Genomic DNA, 16,497 nt, shown 5'->3' on the forward strand with positions numbered 1-16,497 from the left:
AGCCTCCTCGGCATTAAAATTAGCGGCCAGTTTAAGCAGTGCGGGCTCTTTATCTTTAACGGCCGCAGCTAAATAACCATTAAGTTTAACTCCTTCGGCGGCGGCGAAAAGCATATCCATATAACACGGCATAGCGGTACGCAGTAAATTTTTACCTATGTTAAAAGCCAAAAGAAACTGCTCGTTGCCGGCCAGATAGGCGGTAAGTTGCAGCTGCTCCTTTAGCAGCGACGATTCCAAATTTAACCGGCCGGCTTTGCCGCTTAAATTTAAGCCGTTAGCCAAAGCAATGTAAGGCTTTAATTGCTCTTTAAGTTTTTGCCGGTAACCGCCACTATAAAACGAAGGCGACAGCCCGCCTTGCTGCTCAATTTTGGCTAAATTTAAATTAAAAAAATTATCAAAATCGATTGGCCACCCTTCGTTAAGCTGCTCTTTTAATTGATTAAGCAGCTCAAAAATTAAATTATCGTTGGTAAAATTTTCACTCTCTACTTCTTCTTCCAGCACTAAAGAAAGACTGCTTGCCCCCAGCAACTTTAAAAGATGTTTTTTAGGCTCTTTAAAATAACTTTTAAGCCGGCTATAACTAGCAGTTTGATTTTCATTATTTAAGTTATATTTACTTCTGGGCAGCGGCTGGCCATAATTATAAGTATTGGCTAGTTTAAAGGCCTCGCTATCGTAACTATGGTAAGAGTTATCGCTATTAAAATTACGTTTATCAAAGCTATGTAAAGGCAGCCGGCTAAAACAGCTTAACTTAGTGAACTCTTGGCCAAAACCATAACTTACTAAATCGTTTAAAGCGGGGCTAGGCTCTAAAGGTTCACCGCCTTCATCTTTATCGCGGTAACTAAGCACCAATTTTTCTTCGGCCGCCATTACAGCCTCTAAAAAAGCGTAACGCTGCGTTGTTTGCAGGCTTAAATCGAAACTTGCGCTAACTATTTGGTTTAAATTAAATTGCGAGGGCCGGTCGTTAGCTGGAAAATCGTTATTTAATCCCATAAAAATAATGACTTTAAAGGGGATAGTACGCAAAGCCAGCAGCGAGGCGCAATTAATACCATTTTTTACCTCACCTTTGCGGTGCTCACTTAGGGCGCTTACCTCACTTAAATAATTAAGCATTACATCAAAACTAAAACTATCATTTTTATACCCTTTAGTTTTTAAGCCGGCCAATCCCGCCGTTTGATACGTTCTTTGTAAATTTCTAAACACACTTTTTAATTCCCAGCCGGCCGCCTCTTCGCCGGCTAAGTGTTTGCGCATTAAAGACTCTAAATATTTGCACCACTCTATAAAATTTAACTTTTTATCTTTTAAAGGATAAAAATCATGGTACAAATCTAAAATTAATTTTAATAAACGGCCCAAACTTTCGCCTTGTTCTTCGCTTTCATTGTTAATGCCCGCTAAAGTTTCTCCCTCCAACAAACTGCTTAACCAGCTGTCTAGGCCATAATACCAGCTGCCATTCGCCGTGGGACTTAGCTGTAGCTGGCGGCGATGCTGCTCCGTTACCCCATAAGCCACCGCCGTATGGCTGCAAAACTTAAGCCAAATGGCTCTGTCTTCGGCGGTAATGTGCTTGGCGTTGGCAAAAAAGGGATTGTCTATTAAAGCAAAAATTTCTCTACGACTAAATTGAGAGCCGGCTAAATTGAGCAAAGCCATAAAGGCTTCGCTGTAACTTTCGGTAACGGCAATATCGGCCACATTATAGTTTAGATAAGGATTACGGCCAAAAACAGCCTCGATATGGCTAACATAATCGTTAATATTAGGGGCAATAAGGGCTATTTCACCTAAATTTAAATTATCGTCATTATTTAAATATTTCAAGATTAAATCTTTAGCTAACTCTACTTCGCGTCTTTTATTGGCCGTACTAAAGATGGTAAAGCTGTCATCATTTTTATTTAAATCAATTTTCTTATTGTCTTGTTCATAAATTTTGGCCTGCAACTGCCCCAAATTAGTGGAGGGATAACTTTGTTCATAGTTATTAGTAATTAAATTAAAATTGTTAATGAAATTGGTAAATTCGTAACCGCTTTGTCCGTATAAATTAATAAAAGTGGCCTCGTTTTGCTGTTTTAGCGGCATAACCATTAAATGATACAGCTGAATATCCTCACTTAACCGTCTAAAAAAACGCAAGGCTTGCTCGCCAAAAAAGCTGCCGCCCACTAAAATCACCTTTTTAATAGGGCCACCATAACCTTCGGCGCTATTTATCGCTAAGGCCAGCATATCGCTTAGTAAAAAATGGCCGTTGTTCGCCAATAACCGCCAGAGGTAACTTTGCAAAGCCTCTTGTTGATTAGCCGCCGCCTCATTTTTTTGCCAGCGACTAATTAAACCGGGTAAATTCATACCATAACTGGTAAATAAACCGGCCAAACTATCGCAAAACTGCATAAGTTTAACATCGTTCCCACTCTCAAGATGGGGCAGATAGGCTTTAATCTCACTTAACTCGCCGGGTAAATCACCATTTTGTAAAATATTATCTAAATATTTATATAACAAAAGTTTAACTTCGTTGGTATGCACTAATGAGCTCTCATTTAATTTTTCTTTAACTATATTAAATCCATTAAGTAACTCACGCAAAGCGCTTTCCAGCAGGTTACTGTTAAAAGCCGCCACAATGCCTTCACCGGCGGCCAGTTGGCTTTGCACAAAACCGGCCGTTTGTTTATTTTGGCAAATAACATACGGCTCATCACCCAAAAGGCCGGCGGCCTTAAAGAGAGGAGCTTGCTCTTTAATAAGTAAAGATAAATTATTACCAGTTATTAAATGATATGCCATTTTATATTTACTCCTTATTAATCATACGCCCAGCCAATACGTATTACGCTCAAAATCGCATTAGTAGTTTAACTTCCCTGTCCGTTTTAACGCCAGCGTCAGCACTGCTATATCGGCGGGGCGGATACCGGCAATGCGGCCGGCCTGTCCCAAATTAGCCGGCCTAATTTTACTTAATTTTTCGCGGCTTTCCAGCGATAAAGTAGTTACTAATCCGTAATCAAAATTGGCAGGAATTAATTTCTCTTCATTTTTTTTAAATTGCTCCACTTGTTCCTGCTCCAATTTTTCGTAACCGCTGTACCTAATATCGTGGTATAAACTACTCCGCCAAGCGGCAGGCAAAGCCGCTAAAGCCGGTAACTGCTCCATCGCGGTGGCCAATAAAAATTTTGGGTCTTGTAAATGGTCATAAAGTTTTTTACCGGCGTAAGCTTGCTGCTTAAGTAGCTCTTGCATCGCTTCCATTTGGGTAAGTTTTTTGTAAAAATAATTTACTCTTTCTTCATTTAATAAACCTAACTCGTTAGCTTTACTAAACAACCTGCGGTCGGCATTATCGTGCCTAAGCCGCATACGATATTCCGCCCGGCTGCTAAACACACGGTAGGGCTCATTAGTGCCTTTGGTTACCAAATCGTCAACCAGCACCGCCATATAGGCCTCGCTGCGGTCTAACAAAAAGGGCGGGCGGCCCAATATCTTTAGGGCCGCATTAGCTCCCGCCCAAAAACCCTGCGCCGCCGCCTCCTCGTAGCCGCTGCTGCCGTTTACTTGGCCGGCAAAGTATAAGCCGCTAATTATCTTACTCTCTAAAGTGAGATGGTGCTCGCTGGCATCTACATAATCGTATTCTACGGCATAACCGGGCTTAATAATCTCTACTTGCTCTAGTCCTTCTATCTGGCGCAAAAATTGTAACTGCAAATCTTCGGGCAAACCGCAATAAATACCGTTAAGATAAGCCTCATCGCTTTCGTTGCTCTCCGGCTCAATGTAAATAAGATGACGCTCGTGATGCGGAAAATTCATCACTTTTTCTTCAAAGCTGGGGCAATAACGCGGGCCGCCAGCTGCCTCTGTCCAGATGGGCGAAAATTTAATGTTATCGCGCACAATTTTATGCACTTTTTCATTGGTATACACCATATAACAGGGGCGGTTGGGTTTACCAATAAATTTATCATCGTTAAAAAAACTAAAGTTTACTTGCGGTAAAGTGCCCTCTTGTAACTTCATCTTAGCGGTGTTTAAGCTGCGCATACGTACGCGGGCACTGGTGCTGGTACTTAAACGACCCACTGTTAAACCATTATTCCTCAAAGATTTACCTAAACCAAAAGCTGCCGGCTCGCCGATACGGCCGTAAGGCTGCCGGTAGCTGCCCAGCATAATACAGCCTTCCATAAAGGTGCCGCTGCAAATAATAGCCGCCTTACAGCTTACCATACCGCCGCGCTCCAGCTTAAGGCCAACAAGTTTACCATCTTTAATAATTAAATCTACCACTGTTTCTTGATAGATACTTAAATTGGTTTCGTTATCCAGAGCGGCACGGGCCAAACGGCTGTACAAATGTTTATCTATTTGGGCGCGCGGGCTTTGGGCAGCGCCGCCTCTGCTTTCGTTTAAAAGCTTGTATTGCAAAGTGCTGGCATCGGCAAGCTGCGCCATTTGCCCGCCAAGGGCGTCAATCTCGCGCACAATATTACCTTTAGCAAGACCGCCAATAGCCGGGTTACAGCTAATACGGCCAATACTTTCGGTATTTTGAGTAACCAGCAAAGTTTTTAAGCCCAATCTTGAGGACGCTAAGGCCGCCTCTATCCCGGCGTGGCCGGCGCCTATTACTATTATATCATAATCCATATTGAGTAATTATGGCAAATTTATCCGGTTTTTACAAGGGCAACTCCCCACTTGTTACCACAATTAATATTTTTAAAATAAATTGAAAAACCCTAGCTACCCTTGACAACTTGGCTATAAAATGCTAACAATTAAATTGATTATGCTAAAAAAGATAACTTTAATCCTATTACTTTTTTTAACCACCGCTTTATGGGCTCAGCAAAATCTGGCTGTTAATACCCGGCACCCCGTTTATAGCTTAATAGATACCGCCGAAGCGCGCGGCCTCGTTACCCGCCTTACCCAAGTAAGGCCTTATACACGCCGGCAAATTAGCCTGCTACTGGCCGAAATTGACAGCAAACGCTACCAGCTTACCGGCCGCGAGCAAGCAGTGCTCGATTTTTATATAGAAGAATTTTCGGCTTTCGTCCGCCAAGATAACACTGGCGGCGAACAGCTGTTACTGGGCCGCCTCGATTTTTTTGGCCAAAGGTCGTGGGCCAGTTTAGGTGTTACCATAGGCCTCGATTTTAGGGTAGCTGCCGAAAATCTAAGTGCTTCTTACATGGCCATTCCTTTCCAACTTTACGGACGGGGTGATTTTTTAGACGGTATGATTAGTTACAACGCCGACCTTATTTTTGTCGGCAGCCGCCTCAATCCTTTCCCGTTTGCTAGGCCCGCTTTTTTTGTACCGCGCGGTATGGGCTTTCATCAAGGTGTAGGCTCCGATGATGCCGGGCTAGGCGGCAGCGATGAGCTAACGGTAGGCTACGAAATGAGCCCCGAAATTGCCGCCAGCCTGTGGGACGACCGTATCTTAATCAGGCTTGGTATGCTTGATACCCGCCGTGTAGGGCATGGCTCGCACGGCCTTAATATCTCCGATACCGCTGTGCCTTACAACGCCTTTGATATGTCGGTAAGGCCGCTTAATTGGTTTAACTTTTATACCATGACAGCCTCGCTGGGTTACTTTGCCACCGATGCCAAAAGCAGCGGGCGCGGCCATTATGGCCTTAACCAAATTGACGCCGACCCAACCGGTAATCCTCGTTGGAGTAACTGGTCTACCAGCCCGGGCTTTGTTGATATGCCCACCGGCGGCTACTACGACAGCTGGGTACGCAATGGTTTTGTGCAAAACAATAAAATGATGGCCTTTCAGATGGGCGAATTTTTTATGTCCGATTATTTTTATTTTGCCCTCTTTCAAAGTGTAGTTTACGGCCAGCGGTTCGAGCTGGGCTACCTTAATCCTTTAGGTTTTTACTTTTTTAGCCAGCTGCTTTACGGCGAAAACGATAATATGTTTGCCGGCATTTCGGCCGCTACCATTTGGCCCGGTGTAGCCAAGTTTTGGCTAGAACTTGCCGCCGATGAGGTTGGCAGCCCAACGAATCTTTCACACGCTCGCAATTTATATGCTTTACAGTTGGGAGCAAGGGTTAACCTGCCCAGTATTCAACTACTACCTTTTGCCACTTTAACCTTTCAATACACCAAAATCGAGCCGTATACTTACAGCCATTATTTTAAACAATATAACTTTAACGGCACCCCTAACCCCGACCCGCATAACCCTATTAACTCACCCCATTCTATTCATACCGATACCAGCTTTACCAACGAAGGTATGGCTATAGCCACCTATCTGCCTGCCAACAGCGATGAATTTAAACTTACTTTACAAACTATGCCTTTACCGGGCTTGCAACTTTCACTGGGCTGGCAGCTTATCCGCAGCGGCACTAACCCTAAGGTTTTAGTTAATTTGTGGAGCGACGGCTGGATTAGACGTGTGGACGATAACCCTAACCGTGTAAGCCCCAACAGCGGCCGCCAGAGCGAATATCAAGACAGAGGATTAGAGGTAGTTGATACCTTTTGGTACCACGACCCCAGCCGGATTAATGGTGGGCTTGGGGCTACCTACCCTTACCATGGCGGTTTACGGCCACCGCGCAAAAACTTTTTATTTGATGGTATCTATCAATTTAACAACATCTTTAGCTTTGGCCTTAACTACGATTTACGCGCCGTATCTAGTAGCCGCCGCATACCAATGGTGGTAAATATGCAATACCAATTTTCGCACAACTCCTTTAACTTAAATGGCATTAATCCCGATGGTTATTACGCCCGAGAGGTTGCCAGCGGCAGTGATGATTTAGTATGGTTTCCTACCATTGGCCGTACGGGCGGTTATAACCCTTTCTCGCGTAACATTTTTAGCTTAAACGTTACTGTTTTTCCGCGTTAGTTACGGGCTCGTAATCAATAAAAAGCTGCTCACCGCTAGGGTGCTTAAAGGCTAAAGCCGTTGCCCAAAACTGCATAGTTCCCTTACAATTACCCGCATTATAAAGCGGGTCGTTGATAATAGGCAGCCCCAAAACCGCCAAACTGGCTCTAATTTGGTGCCTAAACCCTTGCGTTAAAAAACAATCTATCTTAATAAAATCTTTATCACTATTTAAAGTAAAGTTACTAAGGTAAGGTTTCGTGGCCTTTAGCGAGCCGCTTAACCCTACCGCCCGCACCTTGCTGCTTTTAGCTTTAGCTTTAACAAAACCGGTAGTTAAAGCTATTTTAAAATTACCAAATTTATTTTTATTTAATAATATTTGCCAATTATTTTCTTTAATGTTATCTGGATTAAGATTAGCTAAACCGGCTAAACTATAAGCTAAATAATATTTTTTAAAATTTGACAATTTGGCTTCATTAAGTAAAAAATCAAAGGAGCTTTGCTCTTTAGCGTAAAGTACCAACCCTTCTGTGGCATTATCAAGACGGTGCAGCAGCCCGCCCTCGCTGCCGCTAAACCCTTGTACCAAAGCAATAGCCGGACAATAGTTAAAGACCAACTTGGTTAAGTTGTTACCATTAATATCTTTAGCTAAAGGAGCTGTAGCTAAACCGCGCGGTTTTACTACCACCAAAATAGCTTCGTCTTCGTAGATAATTGTAAATTGATTACTGTCCACACCTAAACACCTGCAAGAATAACTTTACTTAAAATAACGACTGCCACCATCATTGCTTTAATTATTTATTCCTTTAAGTTGTAAAAACTTACCTCGATAGTTAACCTGCCGCTGCCCTGCGTTAAAGCCAGCGGAAAGGCCAGCCAAATAGCTGCCCCCTGCCTTATCTGTTGTTGTTCGCCGGCAAAATTTAAATGAGTAGATAAAGTTTTAAAATTTAAAATAGCCGGCTGCGAAAATTTATAATCGAAATGCAGGTCATCTTCATCAATAATCGTTAATTTATTAACATTAGCTATTTGCTCGCCCTGCCAAAATTCATCATTAATTAATAAGTTAGCCTGCTCACTTAATGAAAGGTAATGACCGCTGCAAAAATAATAATTGGTTAAAATCTCACCTTTAAAGTAATAATTAACTTCGAAGGTATTTTTATAATAAATATATTCTTTCTTAATGCTGATTTTCTTTTTGTCTAATATTTTCTCTGTTAAATAATTAACACTATCGGCATCGGGTTGAGTTTTACATTGATAAAAATTATCTTCCTTCAATTCTTCTGCCATAACAGCCCAATCACTCTTTATAGGCACAAAAACATCATGAAAAGCCCTTTGCAACGGCCCATCATTAAAAATATTAAGTAAATTCTTGCCGGCAGGCAGGTAATCCAGTTCAAATAAAAGCCCACCTGTATGCTGAGTAAAAGCATTATAAATTGCTCCGCGATAAAGCACCTCGCCGGCACCATCTAAATCAAAATCCACCTCGATTAAACCGTAATTTAATTTATCACCGCCGGCTAAACTATCGGCCTGTAATAAATTACGATAAGCATAATCGCGCAAAACCGGGTTACGAATACCGCCATAACGACTGGCCCAATAAAGTTGGTGATTTTGACTTTGCCACAAAGATTTAAGCGCTAATTTCTTTTGGCCTTTATCTTTAGCTAAACGTACGGCCGCCGTTACGGCCAAAGCGCGGGCATAAAGCAAACCGGTTTCTACTTGTTCAAAAAGGTAATTACGATAAAAATTATGATTACCGCCCAAAGTTTCGGCCCCAGAAGCCGGCAGGTAAAGCCGCTGCAAAACCATTTGACGTTTTAAATATTTAGCCGGCTGAGTTAAAGCAATACCGTAACTCTTTAGCTCCTCTAAAAAACCGGCCAACCATTTCGTGTTAAAATCTTTAAATAAAAAAGTTAATAGATTACCGCCCTGTTTCTCGGCCAGCTGGGCGTAATCGGCTGCCAACTGCCGATAATCTTTACTTGCCTCTAAAGTAAAATAAGGAAAAACCGCCACCGTTTTCGCGGTTTCCTCCACTAAATAAGCTTTAAAAAGATTTTTAGCTTTGGCATTAATAAAAAGTTCGGCAGCCACAAAACTATAATTAAAGCTATGAGGGGCCAATATGGCCGGAAAACTTGGCTCCCACAGCCCATAGGGCAAAAAAAAGCCGCGTGGCTTGTGTTTGCTAATATCACGCGCCCAAATAGCACTATCCTCAATTTGGCCAAGTCTATCTGTATTAGAAATTAATCCAAGTAAGGAATTATCAAAAAGCCCCCCCAGTAGCTCCAATCGTTTATGAGCGGCCAGCTCCTGCCAAATGGTTAATAATTCGTTATGATTACTTTTAAGCCACTGCGCTCCCTCACGTTCGATAAACAATAAAAAAAAGTACTCGCTCCGGCTATAAAGCAAAGCAGTTAGCTCCTTAAGCCAGCGGCTGTAATATTTTTCTTTAATAGCTTCGGGCTGAGCCAGCGGAAAATCGCCGGCCAACAGTAAGATTGCTTCCGCTGCCATTAGCTAGCCCTTTTCTTGCCGTAATTTACGTAAAAAACGCTTGTGCTCGTCCTTCGCCAGCGGGACAATCGCTCGCGACTCGCACTTAACGGCGGCGCGCCATCTATCTTCCTGCCCGGTGCGGTAATCTATAGAGCAAAGATTATCTTTAATGCTAAAACCACCCAAAGGCGCTCTCTTAAGACAGGTGCCGCAAGCCATACAGCCAACGCTACAAGCGGCAGCGGTAACTTCGGCGTTATCGTGCGAGCTGCAAGCTACAACAAAATCAGCTGCTTTATCGACAAATTTAATCACTTTAGTAGGGCACAAAACCACACAACTGCCGCAGCTTTTACATAAATCTTTATGCACATAAGCCAGCCCTTTACTCACCGTGATAGCTTGCTGCGGACAGGAGGCTGCACAATCGCCCAACCCAATACAGCCATATAAGCATTGCTTAGAATTTAACACATTTAAATGAGCCGCTGCACAACTGGCAACACCGGTATAATTAAAGCGGTACTTGCTATGTTGCTTATTGCCCCCGCAAAAAACATACGCTACTTTGTTTGCAGCTATATAATTATAGTTATAAATCTCCTTAAGTTTAGCAATAAAATTTTCTTGCTCAAAACTTTCTTGCAGACGGCAACGGCGAGCATTTTTCTCTTTATTAAGCAAAAGCGCCTCTAGATAAGCGGCACAACTATGATAACCGCAAAGGCCGCAATTTTCGCCGGCTAATAACTCGGCAGAGGCTTCACTGCTAACCTTCGGCGGCATCTTTTTACTAAAAAAGAACCAGCTATAAGCCGCAGTTGCCGCTAAAATTAGCATAAAAATAATAATGAGCACTAATAATATCATCTACCCTCCTATATTACTTAATGCCAGTAACATAAGTACCGTTACTATTAAGATGATAGGCGCCCCGCGCCAAGCTATCGGTGGCTGATTAAGATAAAAATGCCTAAAGATGGCGATGGCCAGCAAAATAGCCGTTAACATAGCTAAAGCCGTCAACAAAGTAGCAGCTATTATTAAAAGCAGATTACTACTGTATAAAAACGTTAAAGACAGCATAATACTATTAAAAATTAGTAACCAGCCGGCAAAATCGCTATATTTATTGGGTTGCAGCCATTTAAAAAAAAGCATTAAAATAGGCATTAAAGCCATAAAAACTAAACTAAAAAAAAGCGGTGTTAAAGCTAAACCTATGCTTAGCATAGTATTACTGAATATAGCAAACCCATAACTAAGTAAAGCCGTTACTAACCATGCCCCAAAGATAGATATTACACATAAATAACTTTTTAAACGGTTACTCTTGAAGGTTTGCAGTAAACTTTTGCCATAAAAAGAAACAAGCAAATAATTACTGGCCAACATAAAGGCAAAAAATACTCCTAGCTGCATCGATATATCCTTACAATAAAACGCGTTAAAGCTATTAAAGTGGCTGCCAAAATTAAAGCGAGCAGCCACGAAAGCTGCGCATTAAAATGGCCAATAACCATTACCAATAAGAGTTGCAGCAATTTAGCTAACACAACTATAATTACTAAAATAGCAGAAAAAACTATAATTTGCTTAAGATTACGGCTTAGGCCACCGGCATTATTAAAAACCTCGTTGTAAAGCACACAAAACCACAAAACTAAAGCCACCAGCGATGGCACTCCATCTTGTAAATCGCTAAACCACAATATGTTAGCTATTGTAGCTACAGTAACTACCAACAACATAAACAAAGCCAATCTTATTTCGGCCGGGATATATGGCTTTAACCACCACAAAAACCTACTTAATAAAATAAAAGCAAATAAATTAAGAACAACTAACAAAGCGGCTAGCCAAAATCCAGCCACCTGAAAGGCCATAAAATTAATAATTACACTTAACATTACAAAATTATGATTATCTAAAAATTTATAATTTAAAAAAGTATTTTTCATTACCTATCCATTTAATTAACACTTAATAACATCGTTACAACTACTGCCGTTGTTGCAATTAAAGTAGCCACTAACATAATAATAACTAATCGCCATTCTTTGCTCATTTAATCCTCTGATACCTTTGCTGCCAAAGATAACGCACCATCGTATTTATAAGTAAATTAACAAAACTCATTACAAAAATAGCATAAAAAATATCCCCATTAACCAATGGCCCCAGCAAAATAGTTAATAAAGCCAGCAGTACCGCATAAATAATACCACCCAACCCACTGTGAGGCAACCCTTCATTCGCCGAAGCCAAAATAAAAAGCCCCACCAAGAACCCCTCATTACTTAAATTAAATAAAATATCGAAATTAAAAATATAATTAATGAAAATATATATTACCAAAAACATTATAGTTATTAAAGGTGAACGTAACTTAAAGAGCCAAATAAAAATAACAGCTATTACCAGCAGGCCGCTGCCATTAATGATTGCTCCCCCGTTAATACCCATAAAATTATGAACAAAAACAGCTAAAAAACTATCCGACGGCAAGGCGAGCAGCCATTGATACCAATCGTAATTTAAAGGGGCCAAAGGCTGCGGCTGCCAAAACAAATTGGGCCACAACATAGCACTAAGGCTATAGGCTACCACCGCCGGGTTGACCAAAGCGTTACCAAAACCACCAAAAACTTGCCTGCTAATAAATATAGCCAAAAAACTGCTGATAAAAGCCGGCCACAGCGAGCCCAGCGGAAAAATAAGCGCCCACAGCACGGCAAAAGGCAAAGAAGAAAGGCAGCAAGCCCTAAGCGGATAGCGCTTAAAGAGGTAACCCAAAGCGGCAGCTAACAATACTCCCGCTAAAACGACAATAAGCAACCATAGTTTTGCATAACCATACAAGAAAACACTGTAAACAAAAGCAGGCATTAAAGCCAACGTAAACAGTAAATTACTGCTTAAATTGGTAAGTTTGTGATGGATATGCGGGGCATTAGCGTAAACAGGTAACTTCATTTTAATTAGTCCTCGTTAATTTAGTTGCCAATTTAAAGGCAGCCGCCATATCAAACCTAGCGGGGCAAAGGTAAGAGCACAGCCCGCAGCTAACACACTCACTTAAAAACATTTTATTAACCAAATCGAGACGGCCGGCGGTTATTCCTTTATACATTTCGTAAGGAATAAGTTTTTTAGGGCAATTAGCCACACATTTATAACAATGGCAGCACTCGCCGGTGGGCCTTACCGCCGCTTCGGCGGCCGTTAAAGCCAGTACGGTATGAATATCTTTAGTTACCGCCGCCTCTTTAGTTACCGCCACGTAACCGCTCATCGCCCCGCCGACCACTAAACGTGCCGCTTTGCGCTTAAAACCGCCGCATTCATCAAATAAAAAAGTTAAAGGTGTTCCTATCGCCACCATCATTACAGCGTTCTCGGTTAAAGCCGCACCACCGACACTCACTAACTGCCTGTTATGAGCTTCGCCATAAACTAAGGCATTATAAAGAGTAAATAAAGTAGTTACATGTAAAATTAAACTAGATTGACCAAATTTTTCTTTAAGCAGTCGCTCATTAGCGGCAAGGTAACTATCGTTAAAAACGCAAAGTTCTCCATGCCCTTCCACCAACTCTTTAATTTTAATAGCTTTATTTAGATTGGCTTTGGTAGTGCAAATAATAACCTGTTCGGTTAAAATTAATTGGGTTACTATTTTTATAGCCTTAATTAATTCGTCTAGATACTCATTAAGCAAAAATTGCCCGTTAAAGCAGTAAGGGTCGGGCTCTAGTAAATTAATAACTAATTTGTTGACAGAGCTAACATTAAGTTTTAAATGCAACGGCAAAGCCGTAATAGTATCTACCACCCCTAAACGTTTTAACTCTGCCAATAAAGTTTTATTATCTAAACTAGATAAATCATTCTCTCTTTTTTTATGCTTAACAAAATTACCACCGGTCTCTATTTTGATAGAGGTGATTAATTCATTACCTTTAATTTGCGGCGAAATAGCTACTACCTCACCCGGTACCGAGCTATGAATATTTACCCCTTCGGCACCATCGGCGATGGCAATAAGGCCATTTTCTTCTATATTTTGGCCCACATTAACCATAACAATAGAGGGCTTACCTTTATGTTGTTTGGCACTAATATAAGCCTCTCTAGGCAAAGCGGCGTAGGTTATCTTTTGGTTTTTAATAGCTTTGCTGCGCTTTAACTTAAGTGCCTTAAGGCTTAACATTCTTTTTACCCCTGATTAATCATAACACTAATTAATCTTTTAGTAAAGAGTTTTTAAGGCTTTTAGCCAATAGTAACCATTAAAAAAACCCTGCTAAGCAGGGTTTTTTATTAAATTTACCAATTATCCATTGGGTCATCGGCCGTGCGACCATCTAAAAGCGGGCTTAAATCGGTTAATGCCCTTAGGTCGTCAAAGTAAATAAAATACGCGCCGCCGGTGTCGGGTAAGTGAAAACGCACTCTAAACCCAACAATACTGATACCGGCTTCATGGTTATTAAGCCTATGTTGTTGCCTAATGCTCGAAGGAATGGCCACACTCATTTGACGCCAACCGGTAAAGTTAAGGTCGCCCATATTAAGTTCGCGCAGGTTACCGTCAAAGTCGCGGATTTGTAAAAATAAAGTGTGCGGAGCGTTGCGGCCGGCTACCCATACCGAAACCACTCTCACAATGCCCTCTACCGCCAGCGGCCTAACGGCACGCAAAGTTAGCTCGGGAGCGCCGCGCCTATTAAAGTTTACCCTAATACCCAGCATACGGTTATCGGCCGGGTCGCTGTCATCGCCGGCAATAAGCGGCTTGTTAGCGGGCCCGCCGGGGAAAGCGCGCATAGTGAGCGAGCCAAAATCGCTGCTGACACGCGGCACCCAAAAAACAGGGTCGGCCATTGTGCTTACTTGCACTTCGGCTAGTTGCTGGAAGGCCGGGTTATCACCGCCCACACCGGGATTAGCCTGCGGACTAGTTACACTAATAACGGGCTGACCGGGAGCCGGTGTAGGCGCAGGAGCCGGAGCTACGGCTTGCGGCCTTTCGCCCCAAATAGCGGTAAGAGTTTCGGGCTGAGTTAAGTTAAAGCCGTCAAAACTTTCCCATAAACTTATATGAGTTAAAACGGTAACATCAGAAAAATAGATAAAAAACTCATCAACGCGTTCGCGAATATCGGTGGTAATAATAAACCTGCTTAGCCTAAGCTCGGGGCGAAGCGGAAAAGTTTGCTGGTCGTCGGTAAGCTGCTTAATACTGTCTGGAATAACAGCCGTTAAGTTACGCCAGCCTCTAAAACGCAAGTTACCCATAGGTACACGATGCTCAATGCCTTCCACATCTAAAAAGATGGCATCAAGCTGATAGTTAAAGTTGCTGCCCCATACCCACATCGATAAAGCCTGCACACGGCCCGGTAACGGTAACGGTTCTGGGTTACCGCCGCGCCCCGGCCTTACTTCCAGCCAGTTATCGCCGCGCTGGGTAAACGAACCGTTAATGGCAAAGGCCATTAAATCGGCGGCGTTAGCAGGGTCGCTGCCGTATTTATCCTGCGGCCAAGCGTTGGCTAAAGCCGTTTGCGGAAAACCTTCGGCGGCGTGGCGCGAGGGAACTACCGTCCACTCAATAGGGTCGGTACTGCCCAAAAAGAATGAGGGATTAGTGGTACTAAACGAATCTACCATTATGGTTTGCAGTGTAAAAAGCGGAAAAGGATTAATATTAGCGCTTATTATCCCCCCGCCAAGCACTACTGCCAATAATATAAGAGCTATGCCCTTCTTCATGCTTTGTCTCCTTACATTTAATGCCAAATTATTTTACTTTAATTATTAATTATAAACTTTTTTTGCCATCTTGTCAATTAAAGATTATACCTTAGTTATCGACACCTCTACCCTTTTTATATCACCACTTAAAAACATTTTTAGCAATTCTTTTATCCTTATATCGATATTAACCCCCAAGCCGTATTGGCTAACATACATGGCAATGTCCATATTATTAGCCAAAATATGGTTTTGCAAAATGGTAGTTAAAGAGCCGGCCACATTTATAAATAAAGTTACCGCTTGCAGCTGCAAACGGGTTAAAAAACTGGCGATATTTTGCTGCTCGGCCAATAAAAACAACACATTTTCGTTTAAGGCATACTGCTCTTTTAATTCCGCCACCAAATGAGCATTTTCGTAAAAAATAATAATATACCCTTCGTGCTCCAAATGTTCATCTATTAGCCGGCTAAAAGCTTTATCTACACTGCTTTGCAGTTGCAAGCGCGGGCTATCCAGCTGAGCTAAACCACTTAGCACCGCCACATTAGCTGCCGTATCGATGGCGGTACCGGCAAAAAAAGGCGCTAGCACCACATTTTGCAAACCGTCTATACCATTAATATAATTTACCAGCTGTTCTTCGGCCGCCGTACGCCACTGCTGGTTAATCACTATATAATCAAAACCGGCTTCTTTTACAGATTGAGCCAAGCTGCCGTCGGTGTTATAGACAAGGTCAAAAAAAATATCGGCCACAAAGAGATTAGGCCCGGCCTGATGCTCGGCCCGGCAAGCCAAGAGTAAAGTTACAATTAATAAAATAATCGGCCGTATTAGCCCTTTGCCAAAAATAATTTAAAGCACCCCTTTACACAAAAGTTAAAGTATGTTAATCTTTTAAGATAACTGCCAAAGTACAGCCGCTAGGCAATATTTTGGCTTATGACTAATAATAACCTTTTTTAAAAGGTAAAGCAAGGATATTAATTATGGCAAGAGAATGTAACTACTGTGGCAAAGGTACTATTACCGGGAATATGGTACCACGTAAAGGTAAAACTAAAAAGCAAGGCGGTAACGGCGAGCACATTGTTAGGCGCACCGGCCGTACTTTCGAGCCTAACCTCTTTAAAGTACGCACTTTAATTGGCGGCGTACCGCAACGGGTTAAAGTTTGCAGCCGCTGCTTAAAAGCCGGCAAAGTGGTTAAACTGGTTAAATAGGGAACAAGGAATAGGGAATAACGGTAAATATTCCCTATT

13 protein-coding genes are annotated in these 16,497 nt (G+C 42.0%); 2 read left to right on the forward strand and 11 right to left on the reverse strand.

What is annotated here, in order from left to right; genetic code table 11:
- The coding region (locus FWE37_02090) for an exodeoxyribonuclease V subunit gamma (GenBank protein ID MCL2519784.1) at nt 1–2,826 on the reverse strand (2,826 nt) is incomplete at its 3' end.
- Between the two features lie 60 nt (nt 2,827–2,886).
- Complete coding sequence (gene mnmG, locus FWE37_02095; GenBank protein MCL2519785.1) at nt 2,887–4,695, reverse strand: tRNA uridine-5-carboxymethylaminomethyl(34) synthesis enzyme MnmG; 1,809 nt, start codon at nt 4,693–4,695, stop codon at nt 2,887–2,889.
- 142 nt (nt 4,696–4,837) lie between these two features.
- Between mnmG and FWE37_02100 the strand changes: the two genes are divergently transcribed.
- The gene (locus tag FWE37_02100) at nt 4,838–6,943 is read left to right on the forward strand and encodes a hypothetical protein (GenBank protein MCL2519786.1); all 2,106 of its coding nucleotides are present in this window, start codon (nt 4,838–4,840) and stop codon (nt 6,941–6,943) included.
- On the opposite strand, the gene FWE37_02105 is transcribed toward FWE37_02100, so the two are convergent.
- The 9 genes from FWE37_02105 to FWE37_02145 form a co-directional block, all read right to left on the reverse strand.
- On the reverse strand, nt 6,924–7,670 hold the full coding sequence (locus FWE37_02105; GenBank protein MCL2519787.1) for a pseudouridine synthase: 747 nt from the start codon (nt 7,668–7,670) through the stop codon (nt 6,924–6,926). The two genes, FWE37_02100 and FWE37_02105, sit on opposite strands and share 20 nt — an antisense overlap.
- Nucleotides 7,671–7,735: 65 nt before the next feature.
- Nucleotides 7,736–9,487, reverse strand: a complete 1,752-nt coding sequence (locus tag FWE37_02110) for a DUF1925 domain-containing protein (protein ID MCL2519788.1) — start codon at nt 9,485–9,487, stop codon at nt 7,736–7,738.
- A gap of 3 nt (nt 9,488–9,490) precedes the next feature.
- A complete protein-coding gene (locus FWE37_02115) occupies nt 9,491–10,339 on the reverse strand; it encodes a 4Fe-4S binding protein (GenBank protein MCL2519789.1) in 849 nt (282 codons plus the stop codon).
- A complete protein-coding gene (locus FWE37_02120; GenBank protein MCL2519790.1) occupies nt 10,340–10,891 on the reverse strand; it encodes a hypothetical protein in 552 nt (183 codons plus the stop codon).
- Entirely contained in the window at nt 10,882–11,430 is a 549-nt protein-coding gene (locus FWE37_02125; GenBank protein MCL2519791.1) for a hypothetical protein, read from the reverse strand. Before FWE37_02125 ends, FWE37_02120 begins: the two co-directional genes overlap by 10 nt.
- A 103-nt stretch (nt 11,431–11,533) precedes the next feature.
- A complete protein-coding gene (locus FWE37_02130; GenBank protein MCL2519792.1) occupies nt 11,534–12,445 on the reverse strand; it encodes an RnfABCDGE type electron transport complex subunit D in 912 nt (303 codons plus the stop codon).
- A 1-nt stretch (nt 12,446) separates the two neighbouring features.
- Nucleotides 12,447–13,682 carry a hypothetical protein gene (locus FWE37_02135; GenBank protein MCL2519793.1) on the reverse strand — a complete coding sequence of 412 codons (1,236 nt, stop codon included), beginning with the start codon at nt 13,680–13,682 and terminating at the stop codon, nt 12,447–12,449.
- A 116-nt stretch (nt 13,683–13,798) separates the two neighbouring features.
- Entirely contained in the window at nt 13,799–15,247 is a 1,449-nt protein-coding gene (locus FWE37_02140) for a flagellar filament outer layer protein FlaA (GenBank protein ID MCL2519794.1), read from the reverse strand.
- 84 nt (nt 15,248–15,331) lie between these two features.
- Nucleotides 15,332–16,033 (reverse strand): hypothetical protein, encoded by a 702-nt coding sequence (locus tag FWE37_02145; protein MCL2519795.1) that lies wholly within the window; start codon nt 16,031–16,033, stop codon nt 15,332–15,334.
- Nucleotides 16,034–16,224: 191 nt separating this feature from the next.
- Here FWE37_02145 and rpmB point away from each other — a divergent pair, with 191 nt between their 5' ends.
- The gene (gene rpmB, locus FWE37_02150) at nt 16,225–16,458 is read left to right on the forward strand and encodes a 50S ribosomal protein L28 (protein MCL2519796.1); all 234 of its coding nucleotides are present in this window, start codon (nt 16,225–16,227) and stop codon (nt 16,456–16,458) included.
- The last annotated feature ends 39 nt before the right edge of the window (nt 16,459–16,497 follow it).

It is taken from the genome of Spirochaetaceae bacterium, assembly GCA_009784515.1.
In the GTDB taxonomy this organism is placed as follows: domain Bacteria; phylum Spirochaetota; class Spirochaetia; order WRBN01; family WRBN01; genus WRBN01.

What these genes read in the sequence shown, in the direction of transcription:
- mnmG (MCL2519785.1), bottom strand. Translation starts at nt 4,695, where the DNA reads ATGGATTATGATATAATAGTAATAGGCGCCGGCCACGCCGGGATAGAG.
- FWE37_02100 (MCL2519786.1), top strand. Translation starts at nt 4,838, where the DNA reads ATGCTAAAAAAGATAACTTTAATCCTATTACTTTTTTTAACCACCGCT.
- FWE37_02110 (MCL2519788.1), bottom strand. Translation starts at nt 9,487, where the DNA reads ATGGCAGCGGAAGCAATCTTACTGTTGGCCGGCGATTTTCCGCTGGCT.
- FWE37_02115 (MCL2519789.1), bottom strand. Translation starts at nt 10,339, where the DNA reads ATGATATTATTAGTGCTCATTATTATTTTTATGCTAATTTTAGCGGCA.
- FWE37_02120 (MCL2519790.1), bottom strand. Translation starts at nt 10,891, where the DNA reads ATGCAGCTAGGAGTATTTTTTGCCTTTATGTTGGCCAGTAATTATTTG.
- FWE37_02125 (MCL2519791.1), bottom strand. Translation starts at nt 11,430, where the DNA reads ATGAAAAATACTTTTTTAAATTATAAATTTTTAGATAATCATAATTTT.
- FWE37_02130 (MCL2519792.1), bottom strand. Translation starts at nt 12,445, where the DNA reads ATGAAGTTACCTGTTTACGCTAATGCCCCGCATATCCATCACAAACTT.
- FWE37_02135 (MCL2519793.1), bottom strand. Translation starts at nt 13,682, where the DNA reads ATGTTAAGCCTTAAGGCACTTAAGTTAAAGCGCAGCAAAGCTATTAAA.
- FWE37_02140 (MCL2519794.1), bottom strand. Translation starts at nt 15,247, where the DNA reads ATGAAGAAGGGCATAGCTCTTATATTATTGGCAGTAGTGCTTGGCGGG.
- rpmB (MCL2519796.1), top strand. Translation starts at nt 16,225, where the DNA reads ATGGCAAGAGAATGTAACTACTGTGGCAAAGGTACTATTACCGGGAAT.